Source organism: Streptomyces sp. PA03-6a (genome assembly GCF_033792765.1).
In the GTDB taxonomy this organism is placed as follows: domain Bacteria; phylum Actinomycetota; class Actinomycetes; order Streptomycetales; family Streptomycetaceae; genus Actinacidiphila.
Map to the genome: position 1 here is coordinate 1 of NZ_JARAVK010000078.1, position 21,703 is coordinate 21,703.

The 21,703-nt window shown below is 72.7% G+C and carries 20 protein-coding genes; 14 read left to right on the top strand and 6 right to left on the bottom strand.

Annotated features, from left to right (window positions below):
• The first annotated feature begins 92 nt into the window (after positions 1-92).
• The 12 genes from PV350_RS19965 (at position 93) to PV350_RS20020 (ending at position 15,701) form a co-directional block, all read left to right on the top strand.
• Positions 93-1,430 (top strand): ABC transporter substrate-binding protein, encoded by a 1,338-nt coding sequence (locus PV350_RS19965; RefSeq protein WP_500335159.1) that lies wholly within the window; start codon positions 93-95, stop codon positions 1,428-1,430.
• Positions 1,430-2,377, top strand: a complete 948-nt coding sequence (locus tag PV350_RS19970) for a carbohydrate ABC transporter permease (protein WP_499511925.1) — start codon at positions 1,430-1,432, stop codon at positions 2,375-2,377. The genes PV350_RS19965 and PV350_RS19970 overlap by 1 nt, the downstream gene beginning before the upstream one ends.
• A 5-nt stretch (positions 2,378-2,382) precedes the next feature.
• A complete protein-coding gene (locus PV350_RS19975) occupies positions 2,383-3,288 on the top strand; it encodes a carbohydrate ABC transporter permease (protein ID WP_499511926.1) in 906 nt (301 codons plus the stop codon).
• Complete coding sequence (locus PV350_RS19980; RefSeq protein WP_499511927.1) at positions 3,285-4,547, top strand: 6-phospho-beta-glucosidase; 1,263 nt, start codon at positions 3,285-3,287, stop codon at positions 4,545-4,547. Before PV350_RS19975 ends, PV350_RS19980 begins: the two co-directional genes overlap by 4 nt.
• A complete protein-coding gene (locus tag PV350_RS19985) occupies positions 4,538-5,554 on the top strand; it encodes an N-acetylglucosamine kinase (RefSeq protein ID WP_500335161.1) in 1,017 nt (338 codons plus the stop codon). The genes PV350_RS19980 and PV350_RS19985 overlap by 10 nt, the downstream gene beginning before the upstream one ends.
• Before the next feature lie 230 nt (positions 5,555-5,784).
• Entirely contained in the window at positions 5,785-7,173 is a 1,389-nt protein-coding gene (locus PV350_RS19990; RefSeq protein ID WP_500335190.1) for a GlnX family signal transduction membrane protein, read from the top strand.
• Between the two features lie 17 nt (positions 7,174-7,190).
• Entirely contained in the window at positions 7,191-8,213 is a 1,023-nt protein-coding gene (locus PV350_RS19995) for a glutamate ABC transporter substrate-binding protein (protein ID WP_500335163.1), read from the top strand.
• A 39-nt stretch (positions 8,214-8,252) separates the two neighbouring features.
• Positions 8,253-9,539 (top strand): hypothetical protein, encoded by a 1,287-nt coding sequence (locus PV350_RS20000; RefSeq protein WP_499511930.1) that lies wholly within the window; start codon positions 8,253-8,255, stop codon positions 9,537-9,539.
• Entirely contained in the window at positions 9,536-12,163 is a 2,628-nt protein-coding gene (locus PV350_RS20005; protein ID WP_500335165.1) for a serine/threonine-protein kinase, read from the top strand. Before PV350_RS20000 ends, PV350_RS20005 begins: the two co-directional genes overlap by 4 nt.
• Before the next feature lie 5 nt (positions 12,164-12,168).
• Entirely contained in the window at positions 12,169-13,356 is a 1,188-nt protein-coding gene (locus PV350_RS20010) for a protein phosphatase 2C domain-containing protein (RefSeq protein WP_500335167.1), read from the top strand.
• A gap of 53 nt (positions 13,357-13,409) precedes the next feature.
• Positions 13,410-14,759 carry a vWA domain-containing protein gene (locus PV350_RS20015; RefSeq protein WP_499511933.1) on the top strand — a complete coding sequence of 450 codons (1,350 nt, stop codon included), beginning with the start codon at positions 13,410-13,412 and terminating at the stop codon, positions 14,757-14,759.
• Between the two features lie 99 nt (positions 14,760-14,858).
• Positions 14,859-15,701 (top strand): FHA domain-containing protein, encoded by an 843-nt coding sequence (locus tag PV350_RS20020; protein WP_500335192.1) that lies wholly within the window; start codon positions 14,859-14,861, stop codon positions 15,699-15,701.
• Here the strand turns inward: PV350_RS20020 and PV350_RS20025 are convergent.
• The gene (locus PV350_RS20025; RefSeq protein ID WP_499511935.1) at positions 15,682-16,833 is read right to left on the bottom strand and encodes a methyltransferase domain-containing protein; all 1,152 of its coding nucleotides are present in this window, start codon (positions 16,831-16,833) and stop codon (positions 15,682-15,684) included. The genes PV350_RS20020 and PV350_RS20025 overlap by 20 nt on opposite strands.
• Before the next feature lie 62 nt (positions 16,834-16,895).
• Between PV350_RS20025 and PV350_RS20030 the strand changes: the two genes are divergently transcribed.
• Entirely contained in the window at positions 16,896-17,300 is a 405-nt protein-coding gene (locus PV350_RS20030; protein WP_499511936.1) for a globin, read from the top strand.
• On the opposite strand, the gene PV350_RS20035 is transcribed toward PV350_RS20030, so the two are convergent.
• From PV350_RS20035 to ettA, 3 genes are read right to left on the bottom strand one after another with little or no spacing between them, the layout of a single operon-like run.
• Entirely contained in the window at positions 17,301-17,993 is a 693-nt protein-coding gene (locus PV350_RS20035) for a DUF8010 domain-containing protein (protein ID WP_499511937.1), read from the bottom strand.
• A complete protein-coding gene (locus PV350_RS20040) occupies positions 17,990-18,442 on the bottom strand; it encodes an acyl-CoA thioesterase (protein WP_499511938.1) in 453 nt (150 codons plus the stop codon). The genes PV350_RS20035 and PV350_RS20040 overlap by 4 nt, the downstream gene beginning before the upstream one ends.
• Positions 18,443-18,449: 7 nt before the next feature.
• Positions 18,450-20,114, bottom strand: coding sequence for an energy-dependent translational throttle protein EttA (gene ettA, locus PV350_RS20045; protein WP_499511939.1), 1,665 nt, complete (start codon positions 20,112-20,114; stop codon positions 18,450-18,452).
• Between the two features lie 210 nt (positions 20,115-20,324).
• On the opposite strand from ettA, the gene PV350_RS20050 reads away from it, so the two are divergent.
• Positions 20,325-21,125, top strand: a complete 801-nt coding sequence (locus tag PV350_RS20050) for an SDR family NAD(P)-dependent oxidoreductase (protein ID WP_500335170.1) — start codon at positions 20,325-20,327, stop codon at positions 21,123-21,125.
• Positions 21,126-21,188: 63 nt separating this feature from the next.
• Here PV350_RS20050 and PV350_RS20055 read toward each other — a convergent pair whose 3' ends face one another.
• On the bottom strand, positions 21,189-21,314 hold the full coding sequence (locus PV350_RS20055; RefSeq protein WP_499511941.1) for a hypothetical protein: 126 nt from the start codon (positions 21,312-21,314) through the stop codon (positions 21,189-21,191).
• A 125-nt stretch (positions 21,315-21,439) separates the two neighbouring features.
• The gene (locus tag PV350_RS20060) at positions 21,440-21,661 is read right to left on the bottom strand and encodes a hypothetical protein (protein WP_500335172.1); all 222 of its coding nucleotides are present in this window, start codon (positions 21,659-21,661) and stop codon (positions 21,440-21,442) included.
• Positions 21,662-21,703 lie beyond the last annotated feature (42 nt).

Genomic DNA, 21,703 nt, shown 5'->3' on the forward strand with positions numbered 1-21,703 from the left:
CCCACCCGCACACGCAGCGGACGGACCCCCGCGGGTCCCTCCGCCGGTCTCGCACACCCTCGAACCGCCCGAAGTCCCCCGGAGGAAGCGAAGTGTCCGGTTCCACCAAGACGGCCGCGGCCGCCGTCGCAGCCGCCGCCGCGATAACCCTGCTGACGAGCGCGTGCACGGGCTCCGGCAACAACACCGCAGGCGACGACCCCAGCAAGGACGTGACCATCACCTTCTGGCACGGCTGGTCCGCGCCGAGCGAGGTGAAGTCGATCGACGCCAACGTCAAGGCGTTCGAGAAGGCCCACCCCAACATCCACGTCAAGGTGCAGGGCAACATCACCGACGACAAGATCAACCAGGCGCTGCGGGCCGGCGGCCCCAACGCCCCGGACGTCGTCTCCTCCTTCACCACCGACAACGTCGGCAAGTTCTGCTCGTCCAACGCCTTCGCCGACCTGGACCCGTTCCTGAAGAAGTCCGGCATCGACCCGGCCGCCACCTTCCCCAAGCCGATGCTGGAGTACACCCAGTTCGAGGGGAAGCGCTGCACGCTGCCGCTGCTCGGCGACGCCTACGGGCTGTACTACAACAAGGACGCCTTCAAGGCCGCCGGGATCACCTCCCCGCCGAAGACCCTCTCGGAGTTCAAGGCCGACGCGGTCAAGCTCACCAAGAGCAAGGGCGACTCCTACTCCCAGCTCGGATTCATGCCGAACTTCCACGGCTACGAGTCCACCACCACCCACCTGGCCGCGCAGTGGGGCGCGAAGTACTTCGACGCCGACGGCAAGTCCGGCGTCGCCAAGGACCCGGGCTTCGCGGCCATGTTCACCTGGCAGCAGGACATGGTGAAGGCGCTCGGCGGCTTCAAGAAGCTGGAGAAGTACCGGTCGGGCTTCGGTGACGAGTGGGGCGCCAAGAACCCCTTCCACACCGGCCAGGTGGCCATGGCCATCGACGGCGAGTGGCGGGCCGGCATGGCCGCGGAGGCGGGCACGAAGTTCGAGATCGGCGTCGCCCCCTTCCCCGTGCCGGACAACCAGGCCGACACCTACGGCAAGGGCTACCTGTCGGGCACGATCATCGGCGTCGCCAACACCAGCGCCAAGAAGAACGCCGCCTGGGAGCTGGTGAAGTACATGACCACCGACACCCACGCGGTGGTGAGCTTCGCCAACGCCATCCACAACGTGCCCTCCACGCTGGCCGCGCTGAAGTCCCCGGAGCTGGACGCCGATCCCCTCTTCCGCACCTTCGTGGAGATCGCGCAGAACCCCAACAGCACCACCACCCCCGCCAGCGTCAACGGCGGCACCTACCAGCTGACGCTGCAGGACTTCGGCTACGCCTACGAGGCGGGCAAGCAGACCGACCTGGCCGCCGGCCTCAAGGGCGTCGACGAGCAGGTCGACAAGGACATCGCGCAGGCCCGCTGATGAGCACCGTCCACCCGATGCTGAGGGCGAAGCGCCGCCGCGAGGCGCTTCGCACCCTCGCCTTCCTCTCGCCCTGGTTGATCGGCTTCAGCGTCTTCTTCGCCTACCCGCTGGTCTCGACCGTCTACTTCTCCTTCATGAAGTACGACGGCTTCACCGCCCCCACCTGGAACGGCCTCAAGAACTGGTCGTACGTCTTCAACGACTACCCGTTCTTCTGGCCGGCGCTGCGCAACACCCTGTGGCTGGTCGTCGTCATGGTCAGCCTGCGGGTCGTGTTCGGGCTCGGGATCGGGCTGCTGATCACGAAGATCAAGACGGGCGCGGGGCTGTTCCGCACCGCCTTCTACCTGCCCTACCTGGCCCCGCCGGTGGCCGCGACCATGGCCTTCGCCTTCCTGCTCAACCCCGGCACCGGGCCGGTCAACCACCTGCTGGGCAGCGTCGGGCTGCCGACGCCCGGCTGGTTCAACGACCCGTCCTGGTCCAAGCCCGCCCTCACGCTGCTGGCCCTGTGGGGCATCGGCGACCTCATGGTCATCTTCATGGCGGCGCTGCTCGACGTGCCCAAGGAGCAGTACGAGGCCGCCGAGCTGGACGGCGCCGGCCCCTGGTCGCGGTTCCGCTACGTCACGCTGCCGAACATCTCGCCCATCGTGATCTTCGCCGTCGTGACCGGGGTGATCCAGACGATGCAGTACTACACACAGCCCCTGGTCGCCGGGAAGGTCGCCAGCGGCATCATCGGCGGCTCCGGCCAGCAGTTCGAACCCGGCTACCCGGAGAAGTCCACGCTGACCCTGCCGCAACTGGTCTACAACCTCGGCTTCCAGCGCTTCGACACCGGCTCGGCGTGTGTGATCGCCCTCGTGCTCTTCGCGCTCTCCATGGCCTTCACCGCGCTCCTGATGCGCCGCCGCAGCGGCTTCCTGACGGCGGAGGACTGACACCCATGACGACCCACGCGACCCTCGCCCCCTCGGCCCCGGCGTCCGCCACCGGACTCCCCTCCGGTGCGCGGCGCACCGCGGCCCGCAAGGCGGCGCTGCACTGGATCGCGGTGCACGCCCTCGGCATCGCGGCCGCGCTCTTCTTCGTCCTGCCGTTCGTCTTCGTCTTCCTCACCGCGGTGATGAGCGACAACCAGGCCCTCACCCGCGACCTGTGGCCCAGGACCTGGGAGTGGGGCAACTTCGGCACCGTCTGGGACGCCCCGGGCTTCCTCACCTGGTGGCGCAACACCCTGCTGTACGCGGGCCTCGGAACCGTGCTGACCGTCGTCTCCAGCACGCCGGTCGCCTACGCGCTGGCCAAGTTCCGCTTCCGCGGGCGGAATCTGTCGATGATGCTCGTGATCTCCACGATGATGCTGCCCCCGCAGGTCGTCGTCGTGCCCATGTACCTGTTCTGGGCGAAGCAGCTGCACCTGTCGGGCACGCTGTGGCCGCTGATCATCCCGATGGCCTTCGGCGACGCGTTCACCATCTTCCTGCTGCGGCAGTTCCTGCTCACCATCCCCAAGGAGTACACGGACGCGGCGAAGGTCGACGGCTGCGGCGAACTGCGCACGATGCTGCGCGTCGTGCTCCCGATGGCCAAGCCCGCCATCGCCGCGGTGGCGCTGTTCCAGTTCTTCTACTGCTGGAACGACTACTTCGGCCCGCAGATCTACGCGAGCGAGAACCCGGCCGCCTGGACCCTGAGCTACGGCCTGGAGTCCTTCAAGGGCGCCCACCACACCAACTGGAACCTGACGATGGCCGCCACGGTGCTGGTCATGGCACCCGTGATCGTCGTCTTCTTCTTCGCACAAAGGGCCTTCATCGAAGGCGTGACGTTGACGGGAGTCAAAGGATGAAGCTGGCGGTCGTGGGCGGCGGGTCCACGTACACCCCGGAACTCATCGACGGTTTCGCCCGGTTGCGGGAGACCCTGCCGGTCGAGGAGCTGGTTCTGGTCGACCCCGCCGAGGACCGGCTGCGGCTGGTCGGCGGGCTCGCCCGGCGGATCTTCGCCAGGCAGGGCCACCCCGGCACCGTGACCACCACCTCGGACCTGGACGCGGGCGTGGCCGGGGCCGACGCCGTGCTGCTGCAACTGCGCGTGGGCGGCCAGGCCGCCCGGGCGCAGGACGAGGCGTGGCCGCTGGAGTGCGGCTGCGTCGGCCAGGAGACCACCGGCGCGGGCGGGCTGGCCAAGGCGCTGCGCACGGTGCCGGTGGTGCTGGACATCGCCGAGCGGGTCCGCCGGGCGGCCCCCGGTGCCTGGATCATCGACTTCACCAACCCGGTCGGCATCGTCACCCGCGCCCTGCTGCAGGCCGGTCACAAGGCCGTCGGACTGTGCAACGTCGCCATCGGCTTCCAGCGGAAGTTCGCCGGGCTGCTCGGCGTGGCGCCCGAGGACGTCCACCTGGACCACGTGGGCCTCAACCACCTCACCTGGGAACGCGGCGTCCGGCTCGGCGGCCCCGCCGGCGAGGACGTCCTGCCGAAGCTGCTCGCCGAGCACGCCGACGCCATCGCCGCCGACCTGCACCTGCCCCGCCCGGTGCTGGACCGGCTGGGCGTGGTGCCCTCGTACTACCTGCGCTACTACTACGCCCACGACGAGGTCGTGCGGGAGATGCGGACCAAGCCGTCCCGGGCCGCCGAGGTGGCCGCCATCGAGGCGGAACTGCTGGGGATGTACGGGGACGAGACCCTCGACGAGAAGCCGGAGCTGCTCTCCCGGCGCGGCGGGGCCTACTACTCCGAGGCCGCCGTGGCCCTGGCCTCCTCCCTCCTGCGGGACACCGGCGACGTCCAGGTCGTCAACACCCTCAACAACGGCACCCTCCCCTTCCTCCCCGACGACGCCGTCATCGAGGTCCCGGCCACCGTGGACGCGCACGGGACGCACCCGCTGCCCGTCCCGCCCCTGGACCCGCTGTACGCCGGTCTGGTCGCGAACGTCACCGCCTACGAGGACCTGGCGCTGACCGCCGCCGTGCACGGCGGACGCGACCGGGTCTTCAAGGCCCTGCTCTCGCACCCGCTGGTCGGCCAGTACGAGTACGCCGAGGCCCTGACCGACCGTCTGATCGCGCACAACCGGGAGCACCTCGCGTGGGCCTGAACCCTCTCGTCGTCGACGGGGTGCTCGCCGTCGACGCGGGCAACAGCAAGACCGACGTCGCCCTCGTCTCCGCCGACGGGACGGTGCTGGGCACCGCCCGCGGCGGCGGGTTCCAGCCGCAGATCGTCGGCACCGAGGCGGCGGTCGAGGTGATCGCGCGCATCGTCGAGCGGGCCGCCGACGCCGCCGGCCTCGCCCCGCGACCCGGGGAACCGCTGGTGCGGCACGTCTCCGCGTGCCTGGCCAACGCCGACCTGCCCGTGGAGGAGCAGCAGCTCGAACGCGCCGTCCACGCCCGGGGCTGGGGCGGGACCACCCGTGTCGCCAACGACACCTTCGCCCTCCTGCGTGCGGGCGTCGACGGGCCGCGCGGGGTCGCCGTGGTGTGCGGCGCCGGCATCAACTGCGCGGGCATGCTCCCGGACGGGCGCACGGCCCGCTTCCCGGCCATCGGCCACCTGTCCGGCGACTGGGGCGGCGGGGCGGGCCTGGCCGACGAGGCCCTGTGGTGGGCGGCGCGCGCCGAGGACGGCCGCGGCGGCGCCACCGCGCTCGCCGCCACGCTCCCCGGGCACTTCGGGCTGACCTCGATGCACGCCCTGATCGAGGCCCTGCACCTGGGCCACCTCGCGATCTCCCGCAAGCACGAGCTGACCCCCGTCCTCTTCGCGACCGCGCAGGCCGGCGACCCGGTCGCCCGGGCCATCGTGGAGCGGCAGGCCGAGGAGATCGTGGTCATGGCCACGGTCGCGCTGCGCCGGCTCGACCTGCTCGACGAGGAGGCCGACGTCGTCCTCGGCGGCGGAGTGCTGGCCGCCCGCCACCCCTTGCTGATGGACTCCGTGACCTCCCTGCTGGCCGCCGCGGCCCCCAAGGCCGTCCCCAAAGTGGTGACCTCCCCGCCGGTGTTGGGCGCCGCCCTGCTGGGCCTGGACGCCACCGGCGCGGCGGCGCAGGCGCACGCCCGGCTGCGGGCGCACTACGCATTGCTGGGCTCCGTGTCATAACCGGCGCGCACGCCGGGGGAACCGAACGCACCCCCCCGTGCGTGGTGAGCTGCGAGGGGGCGGCGCGCGAGGGGACCAGGCGGGCGGCGGACGGGCTGTACGGACGGCAAGATCCACGCAATCCCTGGGTGGATGCCGGTGACGACGGCCATACTGCTGGTCATGGGCTCGTCGCGCGTACGCGCGGGCGAACGGGTCGGGGGGAGGGCCGGCAGGTGACACAGACGCCGATGGAGACGAAGTCGCCGACCGTGCGGGCGGACACGCCCGCACCCGGCGGCAGGCGACCACGGGCATGGGTGGAGCAACTGCTCGTGTGGCGCGCCGCGGCCACCACGGAACCGGGACGGCTGCGGATCATCGGGGCGCTGCTGGCCCTGCTGGTCGTCGCCTTCGGCGCGGTGACGGCGTGGCAGATCACCGATCGCGCCGCCGCGGCCGACGACGTGATCCACCACAGCGAGCCGCTGAGCGCCCGGGCCGCGGACATCTACCGCTCGCTCGCCGACGCGGACGCCACCGCCGCCGGCGGCTTCCTCGCCGGCGGCGACGACCCCGCGCAGGACCGCGAGCGGTACACCCGGGACATCGAGATCGCCTCGCGGAACATCGCCGACGCCGCGGCCAGTTCCGAGGACTCCGCTCAGGCGCAGGCCCGCCTGGAGCGGCTGAACCAGCGGCTGTCGGTCTACACCGGCCTGGTCGAACGGGCCCGCGCCAACAACCGCCAGGGCTTCCCGGTCGGCGGGGCGTACCTGCGGCGCGCCAACAAGATGATGAGCGAGGAGATCCTCCCGGACGCCAAGCAGCTGTGGACGATCGAGACCGCACGGCTGGGCGAGGACTACCAGGACGCCAAGGCCCTGCCGCTGGCCGCCTGGGGCCTCGGCCTCGTCGCGCTGGGCGCGCTGGTGTGGGCGCAGCGGCGCTCCTACCGGCGGACCCACCGGGTGTTCAACCCGGGCATGCTCGCCGGCACGGTGGCCACCGCCGTGGTGCTGCTGTGGCTGGTCGCCGGGCACGGCGTCGCCCGTGCCCAGCTGGACGACTCCTACGCGCACGGCGCGCGCTCGCTGCAGGTCCTCAACGAGGCCCGGATCCAGACCCTGCAGGCCCGAGGCAACGAGAACCTGACGCTCGTGGCCCGCGGCGGCGGGGACGCCTACAGCACGGCGTACGACAAGCAACTGCAGGGCCTGGCGGGCACGGACGCCGACGGGCGGACGGGCCTGCTGGCACGGGCGCTCGCCCTCGCCGACGACGACCAGGGCCGCAAGAGCATCACGTCCGCGATGGAGGCCGCGAAGGCCTGGTGGGGACTGCACGGCGAGGCCCGCGAGAAGGACGACGCGGGCAACTACCTGGACGCCGTGGCCCAGACGATCGGCGGCACGTACGAGAACGGGCAACGGCCCGAGCAGTTCACCGGCTTCTGCTTCGACGAGGTCGACAACAACCTCGCCGACGCCGTCGACCACGAGCAGCAGGAGTTCGAACGGGCGGCCGCCGACGGGCGCGGCGCGCTGGACGGGCTGGTGGCGGGTGCCGCGCTGCTGGCGGTGCTCGGCGCCGCGGGCGCGGTGCTCGGCATCGGGCGCCGGCTGTCGGAGTACCGGTGAGCGGGGGGAGGCGGCTGATGGGACGCCAGGAGCGTGGACGGCGCGTGCGGGGCTGGGCGGCCGTGGTCTCGGCGGCCGCGTTGTGCGCGGCCGCGGCCGCCGGCGCCGTGCTGCCGCTGCAGGACGGCAGGTTCGGGGACGGGGACCGGGACCGGCCCGAGTCACGGACGGCGGCCACCGGGTCGCCGGCCGCCGCGCCGGGGAAGGCCACGGCCGACGACTGCGGCGGCCACCCGGAGGCGAGTCTGCGGCCGTCCTCCGCGAGCGGACCGGCGATCGAACGGATCAAGAAGCGCGGCAAACTGGTCATCGGCGTCGACCAGAACGGCTACCGCTGGAGCTACCGCGACCCGGTCTCCCGGAAGATCGTCGGCTTCGACATCGACCTGGCCAAGGCCATCGCCAAGGACATCCTCGGCAGCGAGGACGCCATCCTCTACAAGACCGTGCCGACCGCCAAGCGCTTCGACGCCGTCAACAACCGTGACGTGGACCTGCTGGTGCGCACCGTGAGCATCACCTGCGAACGGATCAAGGAGAAGCACATCGCCTTCTCCACCGCCTACTTCGAGGCGGGGCAGCAACTGCTGGTCCCCCGCCAGGGGTCCACCATCAAGGGGTTCGACTCCTCCGTGAAGGGGAAACGGATCTGCGTCGCCCAGGGGAGCACCGGGCAGGCCGAGCTGGAGAAGGAGAAGGAGCGGCTGCAGCCCCGCGTCCTGCTCGTGGCGAACCAGCTGGACTGCCTGGTGATGCTGCAACTCGGCGAGGCGGACGCCGTCTTCACCGACAACGCGCTGGCCGCCGGCCAGGCCGCCCAGGACCCGGCGGTGCGGCTGGTGGGCACCCCGGTCACCACCGAGTACTACGGCGTGGCGATGAACGAGAAGGACACCGACCTGGTGCGCCGGGTCAACAGGGTGCTGGAGGACTACCGCAGCGGTGGCCCGGACAGTCCTTGGATGCAGGCGTACCGTACCTGGCTGGAGGCGGACCTTCCCGGCATCGAGGGGCCGCCGGAACCGCTCTACAAGGACTGACGCGAAGCACGGGGACCGGCGGGAGAGAAGGAAGGTGCGATGGCGGTCGCGGGACCATCCGGACCGGCGATGAGCCGTGAGGACGCCGACCGTGCCCTGGCACGGCTCGGTGACGAGCGGGACGCGATCGAGGCGTCCCTGCTCGCGCTGCAGGACCACTCCGGCCGCAGGCTGCTGGAGGGCGCGGCGCTGAGCGGTGCCACCAAGGAGCGCTGGGCCGCGGCCGAGCAGGCCGTCGCCCTGCTGTGGGCGCACTTCGACACGTACACGGAGGCCCTCGTCACCGCCCGGGCCCTGCGCGGCCGGCGCCGCTGGCCCACCCAGAGCGAACTGCGGGAACTGACCGAGCTGCTGCGCGGCTCCGGCGTCACCGTCTCCGGCGGCGCCGTGCCGGAGGCGGCGCGGGGCCTGACGGGTCCGGCCCGGCTGAGCGAACGGGTCAGCCTGGAGCAGCTGCTGGCGCGGATGAACGAGTGGTACGCGCAGGTGATGGACGTGGTGTCCGCCGCCGACGCGGTGTGGTCGGCGCTGCCTGCGCGCATCGACCTGCTGATCGCGGAGGCGCAGCGGGTCCGTTCGCTCGCCGAGTCCGTCGGGGTGCGCCCCGGCACCCACCCCTCGGGCGACGACCTGGCGGGGATGCTGGACTCGCTGGCGGCGCTGCGCGCCGAGGTGCTCTCCGACCCGCTCGCCTTCTGGTCCGGCGGCCGGCCCGACACCGGGCGCTACGACCGGGCCGGGCGGACCCTGGAGGACATACGGCGAGAGGTCGAGGCCGTGCTGCACGTCCGCGACGACGCCGATCACCGGCTGATGCGGCTGCGGGACGTCCTGTCGCGCGCCGACCGCACCCTCACCGAGGCGCGCAGCGCCCGGGTCGAGGTGCTCGCCAAGATCGCGGCCTCGGAGGTGCCCGCGGTGAGCGGGGCACCGGTCGCGCTGCACGATCAGCTCTCCGCCGCGGTCGACTTCCGCAGGACCGGCCAGTGGCACCGTCTCTCCCCGCTGCTGGACGGCCTCGAACAGCGCGCGGACGACGAACTGCTGCGCGCCCGCGAATCGCTGACCGCGGTCACCGCGCCGCTGGCCGTCCGCGCCGAGCTCCGCGGCCGCCTCGACGCGTACCGGGCGAAGGTGGCGCGTCACGGAATGGCGGAGGACCCGCTCCTGATGGAGCGGTACGACCACGCACGGCGTCTCCTGTGGAGCGCGCCGTGCGACCTGCGCGCCGCGGAGCACGCGGTGCTGCGCTATCAGCAGGCCGTTGCCGAGCTGCTGGTGCCGGGGCAGGCGGGACCTGCCGACCACAGGGGGGATGCACGATGAACTGCCAGCGTCCGGGCTGCGACGGGACGATCGAGGACGTCGGCGGCGGTGAGCTGTTCTGCGACACGTGCGGGCTGGCGCCGCTCGCCGCGGCGGCGGGCACGGCCGCCGGTCCGGGCGGGGGCGGGGGCTCGTCGAAGCCGTCGCAGCCGTCACGGGCCGCGGGGACCGGACCGGGTTCCGGAGCCTCCTCGCGCTCGTCGCGGACCTCGGGCTCGTCCCGCTCCTCGCGCCGTTCGGTGTCGGGACGGCTGTCCCGTTCGCTCAGCGGCACCACGAGCGGTGCCGCCTCCGTCTCCGTGCGCAGTTCGCGCTCCGGCTCCAGCGGGCCGACCCGCGGCAAGCTGGGCGCCGGCCTGGTGACCGTACCGCCCATCCCCCGGCCGGACCCGGCCGCCGCGGTGCTGCACGACCCGCAGGTCCCCGAGCGGAAGCGGTTCTGCAGCAAGGGCGACTGCGGGGCGCCGGTCGGGCGCAGCCGCGGCGACCGGGCCGGGCGCACCGAGGGATTCTGCACCAAGTGCGGTCACCCGTACTCGTTCACGCCCAAGCTGCGGGCGGGCGACGTGGTGCACGGCCAGTACGAGGTCGTGGGCTGCCTGGCGCACGGCGGCCTGGGCTGGATCTACCTGGCCGTGGACCGGGCGGTCAGCGACCGCTGGGTGGTGCTCAAGGGCCTGCTCGACACCGGTGACGAGGACGCGCTGGCCGCGGCGGTCTCCGAGCGCCGCTTCCTCGCCGAGATCGAGCATCCCAACATCGTGCGGATCTACAACTTCGTCGAGCACCTCGACCCGCGGGGCGGCACCCTCGACGGCTACATCGTCATGGAGTACGTCGGCGGCAAGTCCCTCAAGGAGATCGCCAACGAGCGCCGCAGCGCCGACGGAAGACGCGAGCCGCTCCCCGTCGACCAGGCCATCGCCTACGCGATCGAGGCGCTGGACGCCCTCGGCCACCTGCACAGCCGCAACCTGCTCTACTGCGACTTCAAGGTCGACAACGCCATCCAGACCGAGGACCGGCTGGAACTCATCGACATGGGCGCCGTCCGCAGGATGGACGACCAGGACAGCCCGATCTACGGGACGGTCGGCTACCAGGCCCCCGAGGTGCCCGAGGTCGGCCCGTCCGTCGCCTCGGACCTGTACACGGTGGCGCGGACGCTGGCCGTGCTCACCTTCGACTTCCAGGGCTACACGAACGTGTTCGCGGACAGCCTGCCGGACCCGGACGGCATCGAGGTCTTCTCCCGCTACGAGTCCTTCTACCGGCTGCTGGTCCGTGCCACCGACCCCGACCCGGGCCGGCGCTTCGCCTCGGCGGAGGAGATGAGCGAGCAGCTGCTGGGCGTGCTGCGCGAGGTCGTCGCGCTCGGAACCGGCAAGCCGCGGCCCGCGCTGTCCACCCTGTTCGGTCCGGAACTGCGGGTGGTCGACACCGAGTTGCTGGCGGCCGCCGAGGACGCCTCCACCCTGGGCGACCGCGGCGCGAACGGAGCGAACGGCGACCGCAGGGGCGCCGTGCCCGCCCTGCCCGCCGCGACGGCCGCCGCTCCTGCCCTGCCCCCGTCGCCGGCACCGGTGCCCGGCCCCGGCGGGTACGCCGCGACCGTGCCGGGCACCCCGTTCACCGTGCCCGCCCAGCGGACCGCCCCGCCGGCCCTGGCGGCCGGGCCCGCCGTCTCGTCGCTCGACGTACGGGCCGCGGCGCTCTCGCTGCCCGTTCCGCACGTCGACCCCGCCGACCCCAACGCCGGTTTCCTGGCCGGACTCGCGGCCGCCGCGCCGTCCGAGCTGGTGGCCGCGCTGCAGGCGGCGCCGGTGCGGTCCCCGGAGCTGAGGCTGCGCACCGTACGCGCCCGGCTCGACAACGACGACGCGCCCGCGGCCGTCGAGGAGTTGCGCAGACTGCAGGAGGAGCATCCCGACGACTGGCGCGTGGTGTGGCACCGCGGTCTGGCCGCGCTCGTCACCCGTGACGACGGCACCGCCGCGCTGTCCTTCGACGCGGTCTACGACGCCTTCCCCGGCGAGCCCGCCCCGAAGCTGGCGCTCGGCGTCTGCGCCGAGCTGCTGGGCCAGCTGGACAACGCCGCCGAGTACTACCGGCTGGTGTGGACCACCGACCAGAGCTACGTGAGCGCGGCCTTCGGCCTGGCCCGCGTCCGGCTCGCCGCGGGCGACCGGGCGGGGGCGGTGGACGCCCTGGAGTCGGTCCCCGAGTCCTCGATCCACTACACGGCCGCGCGGGTGGCGGCCGTCCGCGCGCGGCTGCGCGGACGCGCCCCGCAGGAGCCGCTCCTGGACGACCTGCGCGCCGCGGCCCGGCAGGTCGAGGACCTGCAACGGCTCGGTCTTGACACGCGGTTGCGCGAGCAGCTGTCCACCGAGGTGCTGGGCAGCGCGCTGGACTGGGTGCTGGCCGGGCAGCAGGGCGCGGCCGGCGTCCCGTCCGCCGGATCCGCCACGCCCGGGCTCCTGGGCCGGGACCTGGACGAACGGGGGCTGCGCTTCGGCCTGGAACACTCGTACCGGGTACTGGCCCGGCTCGCCGACCAGGGCCGCACAAGGATCGATCTGGTGGAGCGGGCCAACCGCCTCCGCCCCCGGACGTGGGTGTAACCGCCATGCCGCACGAGACCGTTTGCCCGGAGTGCAGCGAGCCTCTGGAACCCGACGACAAGTTCTGCGGCGTCTGCGGCGCCGACCTGTCCGCGCCCCGGCAACCGGACGCGTACGAACTGGCGCCGCCCGACCCCGCCGCCGCCCCCGGACCGCCGGGCGGTGAGCCGGAGTCGTACGAGCTGGCCCCGCCGGGGAGGGACACCGACACGCTCGCCTTCGGCCTGGGCACCGCCGACCTGCCCCGGGCGCGGATCACCGACCCGCGGCTGGACCCGTCCCCGGGCGGGACGTCCGCGGCCTCGCCGCGGTGCGTCGCCTGCGGCATGGGCGACGTCGACGGGGACGGCTACTGCGAGCACTGCGGGCACGCGCAGCCCCGGCCCCGCGACCACCAGGAGCAGGAGTGCGACGGCGTGGCCGCCGTGACCGACCGGGGCTTGCGGCACCACCGCAACGAGGACGCCTTCGCGCTGGCGACGACCGCGCTGCCCGACGGCACGCCCGCCGTCGTCGCCGTGGTGTGCGACGGGGTGTCCTCCGCGTACCGTCCCGACGACGCCTCGGAGACCGCCGCGGGCACCGCGAGCACCTCCCTCGTGCGGGCCCTCTCCCGCGGCACCCATCCCGAGGAGGCGATGCGCGACGCGCTGCTCATCGCCGCCCAGGCGGTGACGGACCTGGCGGCCGAGACCCCCGAGGAGGAGGCCCGGCGCCACCACAACGCGCCCGCGTGCACCTGCGTCAGCGCGATCACCTCCGGCAAGACCTTCACCGTGGGCTGGATCGGGGACAGCCGTGCCTACTGGATCCCCGACGACCGCTCCGCCCCCGCCTCCCGGCTCACCGAGGACGACTCGTGGGCCGAACGCATGGTGGCGATGGGCCTGATGACCCAGGCCGAGGCGTACGCGGACGAGCGGGCCCACGCCATCACCGGCTGGCTCGGCGCGGACGCCGTGGAACTGGACCCGCACACCGCTTCCTTCGAACCGGACGAACCGGGTGTAGTGGTGGTGTGCACCGACGGACTGTGGAACTACGCGGAGTCGGCCGCGGAGCTGGCCTCCGTGGTGCCCGAGGACGCCCGCACCCGGCCGCTGGCTTGCGCCCGCACGCTGGTCGGGGTCGCCATCGACGGTGGCGGCCACGACAACATCACCGTCGCCGTGCTGCCGTTCCCGGCCGCGTGACCTCTCCCTGATGCTCTCTTCCGAAGGTTGAACAAGCGCAAGGAGCGCACCCGATGGCCAACTTCTCCAAGTCGAACGTGCCGCAGTTCTCCGTCGACATCTACCAGAACGAGTTCCTCCCGGAGGGCGGGCGCGAGGTCAACGCGATCGTCACCGTGACCTCGACCGGCGGCGGCACCACCGGCGGGCTGCCGCTGGCCACCCACGCGCCCGGCGACGTGCCGGGCTCCGCGCCCGGTGCGGCCGTGGTGATCATGGTGGACTGCTCGGGCTCCATGGACTACCCGCCGACCAAGATGCGCAGCGCCCGCGAGGCGACCGCCGCCGCCATCGACACCATCCGCGACGGCGTCGCCTTCGCCGTGGTCGCCGGCACCCACCAGGCCAAGGAGGTCTACCCGGCGAACGGCGGTCTGGCCGTCGCCGACCCGGCCACCCGGCACCAGGCCAAGGAGGCGCTGCGCCGCCTCAGTTCGGGCGGCGGCACCGCGATCGGCACCTGGCTGCGGCTGGCCGACCGGCTGCTGGCCACCTCCGACGTGTCGATACGGCACGGCATCCTGCTCACCGACGGCCGCAACGAGCACGAGAAGCCGGAGGTGCTGCGTGCCGCGCTGGACGCCTGCGCGGGCCGCTTCACCTGCGACGCGCGTGGCGTCGGCACCGACTGGGAGGTCAAGGAGCTGACCGGGATCGCCTCCGCGCTGCTCGGCACGGTGGACATCGTCGCCGACCCGTCCGGGCTCGAGGCGGACTTCCGGCAGATGATGGAGGCCGCGATGGGCAAGGAGGTCGCGGACGTGGCCCTGCGCCTGTGGACCCCGCAGGGCGCGGAGATCCGGTACGTCAAGCAGGTCGCGCCGACGGTGGAGGACCTCACCGCCCGCCGCACCGAGGCCGGTCCGCGCGCGGGCGACTACCCGACGGGCTCCTGGGGCGACGAGTCGCGCGACTACCACGTCAACGTGGTGGTGCCGGCGGCCGGCGTCGGCCAGGAGATGCTCGCGGCCCGGATCTCCCTCGTCCTGCCCCAGCCGGACGGCACCACGCGCGTGCTCGGCCAGGGGCTGGTGCGTGCGGTGTGGACGGACGACATGGCGGCCTCGACGCGGATCAACCCGCAGGTCGCCCACTACACCGGGCAGGCGGAGCTGGCCCAGGTCATCCAGCAGGGCCTGGAGGCCCGCAAGCAGGGCGACCTCGACTCAGCGACCGCCAAGCTCGGCCGGGCGGTGCAGCTGGCCAGCGACTCCGGCAACGAGGACACCGCCAAGCTGCTTGCCAAGGTCGTGGACGTGGTGGACGCGGCGACGGGTACTGTGCGGCTGAAGGCCCGGGTCGCCGACGCGGACGAGATGACCCTCGAGACACGTTCGACGAAGACCGTCCGCGTGAAGAAATAGAGCAGCGGGACAGGGCGGGGCAGAGGGGGAGAGCGCGACATGTCGACTTGTCCGAACGGTCACCAGTCCACGACGGACGACTGGTGCGAGGTGTGCGGGATGCGCATGTCCGCGCCCCCGTACTCCGGCGGCTACTCCCCGGGCCACACGCCCGGTTACGAGCCCGCCTACGAACCGGCGTACGACCCCGGGTACGGCCAGGGCGGGTTCGGCTACGACCCGGACGCCACCGCCGCCGCCGAGCCCTGCCCCAACTGCGGCACCCCGCGCGAGGGGTACGCCCAGTTCTGCGAGGAGTGCCGCTACAACTTCGTCACCCAGGCCGGGACGACCTTCGTCCCGCAGGCGCCGCCCTCCTCCCCCGGCTACCCGCCGGACGGGCCGCCGTACCAGCGCTACGAGTCGCAGCGGTCCCGCCCGTCGCAGATCAACCGCCCGGCCGAGCCGCTGGCCCCGGAGTCGGTGACCTCCGGCTCGGGCGACTTCCTGCTGACCCCGCCGAGCCCGCCGGACCCCGGGCCCCCGCAGGCGGGCCCGCGCACCTGGACCGCCGTGATCGCCGCCGACCGGGACTACTTCACCGACATGATGGCCCGCAGCGGCCCCGAGGCACGCGGCCTGTACTTCCCCTCCTACTCCCCCGAGCAGCGGATGCCGCTGACGGGCCCCCAGGTCACCGTCGGCCGGCGCCGGCACAGCACGGGCGTGGCCCCCGACATCGACCTGTCCCGGGCTCCCGAGGACCCGGGCGTCTCCCACAAGCACGCCGTGCTGGTGGAGCAGCCCGACGGCAGCTGGTCGGTGGTGGACCAGGGCTCCACCAACGGGACCACCGTCAACGGCGGCGAGGACCCCATCGACCCCTTCGTGCCCGTCCCGCTGGCGGACGGCGACCGCGTCCACGTCGGAGCCTGGACGACGATCACGATCGTCCGCGACTGACCCCGGCCGTTCCCGGCGCGGGCCGCAGCTCCCAGCGGTGCGGCCCGTCCGGGCGGTCCAGCCAGGTCCACTGGCGGCCCTCCGCCACGCTCATGCCGAAGCGGTCCCGGGGCGGCCGCCCCTGGCCGCGCCACAGGGCGTACGCCTCCTCGACGGCGGCCCACAGGTCCCGCGGCCCGGTGAGCCGGACCGTGCCGTCCCGGGCGGCGTGCGCGGCGGAGCCGTCGGCGGCGGTGACGGTGGGGCCGCCGGGGGTCCAGTGGACCTCGGCGTCCCCGGCGTACAGGCCGAGCAGGAAGCGGAACAGCTCGTCCTCCAGCACCCGCGGCGGGGTGTCGCTGGCACGGCTGCGCCCGGGGGTGCCGTCGGTGCCGGCGGCCGCCCGGCGCGGGGCCGCGCCGGCGCCCCGCAGCGAGACGAAGTACGCGGGGGTGTGCAGGAAGCGCCCCTCGGCCCGCTCCGGGCCCGTCACGCGCAGCGCGATCAGCCCGCCCGCGAAGGGCGCGAGGATCAGCCCGCCGGGCCGGCACTGCCGGGGCCACGCCTGCGGCACCGACGGCAGCTCGCAGGTGGCGACGATCCGGTCGTACGGCGCACGGTCCGGGCAGCCCAGCGCCCCGTCCCCGGTGACCACCGTCGCCCGGCGCCCCGCCGCGGCCAGGTGCGCGCGGGCGGCCTCGGTGATCTCCGCGTCGAGGTCCACGCTGGTCACCGCCCCGGTACCGAGGCGGTGCGCGAGCAGCGCGGCGTTGTACCCGGTCCCGGCGCCGATCTCCAGCACCCGCTGCCCGTCCTCGACCCGCAGGGCCTCCAGCATGGCGGCCATCAGCGAGGGCTGGCTGCTGGAGGAGACCAGCTCCCCGCCCCGGACCAGGGTGATCAGCGGTACGTCCGCGTAGGCGCCGGACAGCCAGCGGGACCGGCCGCGCGGGTCGGCGTCGTCCGCCGACAGCCGGGTGAACCCTCCGCCGGAGCGGGGCCGGTGGTAGACGGGGACGAACAGATGGCGCGGCACCTCCTCGAACGCGGCCCGCCACCGCGGGTCCGCCAGCCCCCCGCCCGCGGTGATCCGGCGCACCAGCCGGGCCCGCAACGGCACCGCCGCCGCGGCGTACCGGTCGCCATCCGTCATACGACCACTCTGCGACGGTGACCCCCTCCGGACAACGCGGGCCGTCTGAGAGCATGGGAGGCGTGAATGAGATCCCGCGGGGCACCGTCGAGCAGCAGACGTTCTTCGAGTCGGTCGGCGGCGAGCCGACCTTCCGGCGGCTCGTCCGCCGCTTCTACGAAGGTGTCGCCGAGGACCCGATCCTGCGCCCCATGTACCCGGAGGAGGACCTCGGGCCCGCCGAGGAGCGCATGAGGCTCTTCCTCATGCAGTACTGGGGCGGTCCCCGCACGTACAGCGAGAACCGCGGACACCCCCGGCTGCGGATGCGCCACGCGCCCTTCCGGGTCGACCAGGCCGCCCACGACGCCTGGCTGCGGCGCATGCGGACCGCGGTGGACGAGCTGGAACTGGAGCCCGACCACGAGCGGCAGCTGTGGGACTACCTGGTCTACGCGGCGGCGTCGATGGTGAACACCGCGGGATGATCACACCGGGCTGACCGACAGCCCCGGCGCCCCGCGCCGGACGGCGACCGAGCCGTACGGCGTGCGCAGCCGCAGCCACGGCCCCACCGTGAGCAGCTCCACCGCCGGCCGGCCGCCCGTACGCGGTGCCGGGACGGGGGTGCGCACCGGGCGGAGGAAGCCCAGCGCGTGGGCGGCGTGGACCACCCGCAGCGGCAGGCCGGTGACGCCGAGCTGCCGGGACCAGATGTCGTCGGCGATGGCGTCCAGCTCCGCGCGGGTGCGGCTCTCCGGCCGCAGTGCCTCGCTGCGGTCGCGGAACTCGGTCACCGCGGCGGCGGCCACGGCGCGCACGTCCTCCACGGACGGCAGGCCCCGCACCCGCTCCCAGCCGCCGCGCGGCGGGAGCAGGCCGGCCCAGGCCGGCCCGGTGACGGCCGCGGGCACGGCGACCGTGCCCGTCACCTCGTCGATGCCGTCGAGCAACTGCCCGGCCGAGACGGTCGAGTCCAGGTCGCCGGCCGCCCCGTCCAGCTCGGCCGTGCGGACGGCCAGGACCCCGCCGCCGAACGGCGGCTGCCCGAACACGGCGAGCACCGTGCCCGAGGCGCGCAGCCGGACGACGGCGGCCTTGTCCCAGCGCAGCAGCCGGGCCAGGAAGGCGGCGAAACCGTCCGCCTCCCTGGCATCGGCCAGTCGCAGGGGTGCCGTCATGCGGCGACGGCCCCCTTGCCGGCGTCACCGGGCGAGCCCGCGCTGTCGTCGAAGTACCCCTCGAGGAAGGACCGCTCCTCCGCCGTGATCCGGCGCGGCCGGCCCTTCTCGAGGTCGTACGGCACCACGATCGTGGAGGCGCGTACGTAGACCGCCTCCGCGTCCTTGACCTCGTACGCGACGGTCAGTGAGGCGGCCCCCACCTTGGTCACCCACGTCTCCACCGTCACCGGCTCGTGCCGGTGGACCAGCGGGCGCAGGTAGTCGATCTCGTGGCGGGCGACGACCGACCCGCCCGTGAACGACTCGCTGCCCTCCCCGGGCGCCAGCCGGAACATGAAGTCGATCCGGGCCTCCTCCAGGTAGCGGAGGAAGACCACGTTGTTGACGTGCCCGAAGGCGTCCATGTCCGACCAGCGCAGCGGGCAGCGGTAGATGTGCCGGGCCATCTCCCGCTCAGCCCCGGGTGAGCTTCTTGTAGGTGGCGCGGTGCGGCCGGGCCGCGTCGGCGCCGAGCCGCTCGATCTTGTTCTTCTCGTACGACTCGAAGTTGCCCTCGAACCAGAACCACTTGGACTCGCCCTCGTAGGCGAGGATGTGGGTGGCCACCCGGTCCAGGAACCAGCGGTCGTGGGAGACGACCACGGCGCAGCCGGGGAAGTCCAGCAGCGCGTTCTCCAGCGAGGACAGGGTCTCTACGTCGAGGTCGTTGGTCGGCTCGTCGAGGAGCAGCAGGTTGCCGCCCTGCTTGAGGGTGAGCGCCAGGTTGAGGCGGTTGCGCTCACCGCCGGACAGGATGCCGGCCGGCTTCTGCTGGTCCGGGCCCTTGAAGCCGAAGGCGCTGACGTACGCGCGGGACGGCATCTCGACCTGGCCGACGTTGATGTAGTCCAGCTCGTCCGACACGACCGCCCAGAGGGTCTTCTTGGGGTCGATGTTGGCGCGGGTCTGGTCGACGTAGGAGATCTTGACCGTCTCGCCGACCTTGATCGTGCCGGCGTCCGGGGCCTCCAGGCCCTGGATCATCTTGAACAGCGTGGTCTTGCCGGCACCGTTGGGGCCGATGATGCCCACGATGCCGTTGCGCGGCAGCGTGAAGGACAGGTCGTCGATGAGAACCTTGTCGCCGAACGCCTTGGAGAGGTTGTTGACCTCGACCACGATGCTGCCCAGACGCGGGCCCGGCGGGATCTGGATCTCCTCGAAGTCGAGCTTGCGCATCTTCTCGGCTTCGGCGGCCATCTCCTCGTACCGGGCGAGGCGGGCCTTGGACTTGGCCTGGCGGCCCTTGGCGTTGGAGCGGACCCACTCCAGCTCTTCCTTGAGCCGCTTGGCGCGCTTGGCGTCCTTCTGGCCCTCGACCTTGAGACGGGACTGCTTGGTCTCCAGGTACGTGGAGTAGTTGCCCTCGTACGGGTAGGCGCGGCCGCGGTCGAGCTCGAGGATCCACTCGGCGACGTTGTCCAGGAAGTACCGGTCGTGGGTGATCGCCACGACGGTGCCCGCGTACTTGGCCAGGTGCTGCTCCAGCCACTGCACGGACTCGGCGTCCAGGTGGTTGGTGGGCTCGTCGAGCAGCAGCAGGTCGGGGGCCTCCAGCAGCAGCTTGCAGAGCGCGACGCGGCGCTTCTCACCACCGGAGAGGTTGACCACCGGCCAGTCGCCGGGCGGGCAGCCGAGGGCGTCCATCGCCTGCTCCAGCTGGGCGTCCAGGTCCCAGGCGTTGGCGTGGTCCAGCTCCTCCTGCAGCTTGCCCATCTCGTCGAGCAGCGCGTCGGAGTAGTCGGTCGCCATCAGCTCGGCGATCTCGTTGAACCGGTCCAGCTTGGCCTTGACCGGGCCCACACCGTCCTGGACGTTCTCCAGCACGGTCTTGGACTCGTCCAGCGGCGGCTCCTGCAGCAGGATGCCGACCGAGTAGCCGGGCGAGAGGAACGCGTCGCCGTTGGACGGCTGCTCCAGTCCCGCCATGATCTTGAGCACGGTGGACTTGCCGGCGCCGTTGGGCCCCACGACACCGATCTTCGCGCCGGGCAGGAAGCTCAGGGTGACGTCGTCCAGGATCACCTTGTCGCCGTGCGCCTTGCGCGTCTTGCGCATGGTGTAGATGAACTCAGCCAAGAGAAACCGTCCGGCGTTCGATGTGTGGGCAGATACACCCCATCTTGCCAGCCGTCCACCCCTGGGCGGAAACGAGTACCCGGGCGACGTCCCTCACGCTTCCGGCCGGCTCCGCAGGCGCGCCGGAAGGGCACACGGGAGTCCGTCTGTCGGTACCGGCGTCTAGGGTGCCCGCACGATCGACAAAGACTCTGATCAGGGGGACCGGACATGCTGCTGGAGAACAAGACCGCGGTCGTCTACGGCGCGGGCGGTGCGGTCGGGCGGACCGTGGCCCGGACCTTCGGCCGCGAGGGGGCACGGGTCTTCCTCACCGGTCGCAGGCTCGCCGGGCTGGAGGAGCTGGCCGGGGAGATCGAGTCCGCCGGCGGCCGGGCCGACGTCGCCGAGGTCGACGCGCTCGACCGGGAGGCGGTCGAGCGGCACGCCGCCGAGGTGGTCCGCACGACGGGCCGGCTCGACGTCTCCGTGAACGCGGTCAGCATCCGCGGTGACCTGCAGGGCACGCCGCTGACCGGGATGTCCGTGGACGACTTCCTGACGCCGATCACCACCGCGGCCACCGCCAACTTCGTCACCGCGACGACGGCGGCCCGATACATGGCCGAACAGGGCTCGGGGGTGATCGTGACCTTCTCCACGGCCGCGGCCCACCTCTCCGGCCGGGACCAGGGCTTCCATGCGACCGGGGGCTTCGGCGTCGCCTGCGGCGCCGTGGAACTGCTCTCCCGGCACCTGGCCGGTGAGGTCGGACCGCGCGGCGTACGCGTCGTCTGCCTGCGCCCGGACGGCATCCCGGAAGCCTGGGTGTCCTGGGGCATGATCGACGACGCCGAGCCCGATCCCGAGGACAGCCCCACGGTGAAGGCCTACATGGAACGGGGCACCGCGCTGCGCCGGCTGCCGAGGCTGGCCGAAGTGGCGGAGACGGCCGCTTTCATGGCGTCCGACCGGGCGGGCGCCATCACGGGAACCGTGGTGAACCTCAGCTGCGGATCCGTCAGCGGCTGAGTACGGGCCTGGTTCCGTGGTCGTCCCTCTGCGTGCCGGCGGAACCGCCGGCACCCGTGGGGGCTACGTGCGCTTGGGCCGCGGGGCGCGCGTGCCGGAGGCGGGCTCCTGCACGTCCTCGGGAGCGAAGGTCTCGTCCTCCCCGAAGTCCGGGGCCTGGAAGGGGTTCGTCGTCGGAGACGGCGACACTGCGGTGGTACCGCGGGGTTGCCCTTCCGGGGCAGAGAACAGCGACGTCACATCGATGAGAGGTTTCCCTTTCGTAACAGGACCCCCTGAAGGACCCTGGCGTGCCGTGACCCGGCACAGCGGTCCTACAGCTTGGTCATCTTGCTGTACGGGCTCAAGATCCGCATTTGCGCCGAGCCGAAATCCACGACGACCGCGGTTCCCTCGTCGACGTCGACTACCCGCCCGAGACCGTGGATGTCGTGCGTGACCTGGTCGCCGACCGCGAAGTGCTTGGGAGCGGGCGTGACCGGGGCCTTGAAGGGGCTGGTGGGCAAATGACGCTTCGGTGCAGCAGGCTTAGTCATTGCCCCCAGTATGCACCCACGAAATGCCCCAGTGGCTGACTC

Excerpts from the sequence above, each read along its gene's own strand:
- PV350_RS19990 (WP_500335190.1), top strand. The coding sequence starts at position 5,785 with ATGGAGACGAAGTCGCCGACCGTGCGGGCGGACACGCCCGCACCCGGC.
- PV350_RS20000 (WP_499511930.1), top strand. The coding sequence starts at position 8,253 with ATGGCGGTCGCGGGACCATCCGGACCGGCGATGAGCCGTGAGGACGCC.
- PV350_RS20050 (WP_500335170.1), top strand. The coding sequence starts at position 20,325 with ATGCTGCTGGAGAACAAGACCGCGGTCGTCTACGGCGCGGGCGGTGCG.
- PV350_RS19975 (WP_499511926.1), top strand. The coding sequence starts at position 2,383 with ATGACGACCCACGCGACCCTCGCCCCCTCGGCCCCGGCGTCCGCCACC.
- PV350_RS19980 (WP_499511927.1), top strand. The coding sequence starts at position 3,285 with ATGAAGCTGGCGGTCGTGGGCGGCGGGTCCACGTACACCCCGGAACTC.
- PV350_RS20020 (WP_500335192.1), top strand. The coding sequence starts at position 14,859 with ATGCGCATGTCCGCGCCCCCGTACTCCGGCGGCTACTCCCCGGGCCAC.
- PV350_RS20025 (WP_499511935.1), bottom strand. The coding sequence starts at position 16,833 with ATGACGGATGGCGACCGGTACGCCGCGGCGGCGGTGCCGTTGCGGGCC.
- PV350_RS20040 (WP_499511938.1), bottom strand. The coding sequence starts at position 18,442 with ATGGCCCGGCACATCTACCGCTGCCCGCTGCGCTGGTCGGACATGGAC.
- PV350_RS20010 (WP_500335167.1), top strand. The coding sequence starts at position 12,169 with ATGCCGCACGAGACCGTTTGCCCGGAGTGCAGCGAGCCTCTGGAACCC.
- PV350_RS20005 (WP_500335165.1), top strand. The coding sequence starts at position 9,536 with ATGAACTGCCAGCGTCCGGGCTGCGACGGGACGATCGAGGACGTCGGC.
- PV350_RS20060 (WP_500335172.1), bottom strand. The coding sequence starts at position 21,661 with ATGACTAAGCCTGCTGCACCGAAGCGTCATTTGCCCACCAGCCCCTTC.
- PV350_RS20015 (WP_499511933.1), top strand. The coding sequence starts at position 13,410 with ATGGCCAACTTCTCCAAGTCGAACGTGCCGCAGTTCTCCGTCGACATC.
- PV350_RS20035 (WP_499511937.1), bottom strand. The coding sequence starts at position 17,993 with ATGACGGCACCCCTGCGACTGGCCGATGCCAGGGAGGCGGACGGTTTC.
- PV350_RS19970 (WP_499511925.1), top strand. The coding sequence starts at position 1,430 with ATGAGCACCGTCCACCCGATGCTGAGGGCGAAGCGCCGCCGCGAGGCG.
- PV350_RS19995 (WP_500335163.1), top strand. The coding sequence starts at position 7,191 with ATGGGACGCCAGGAGCGTGGACGGCGCGTGCGGGGCTGGGCGGCCGTG.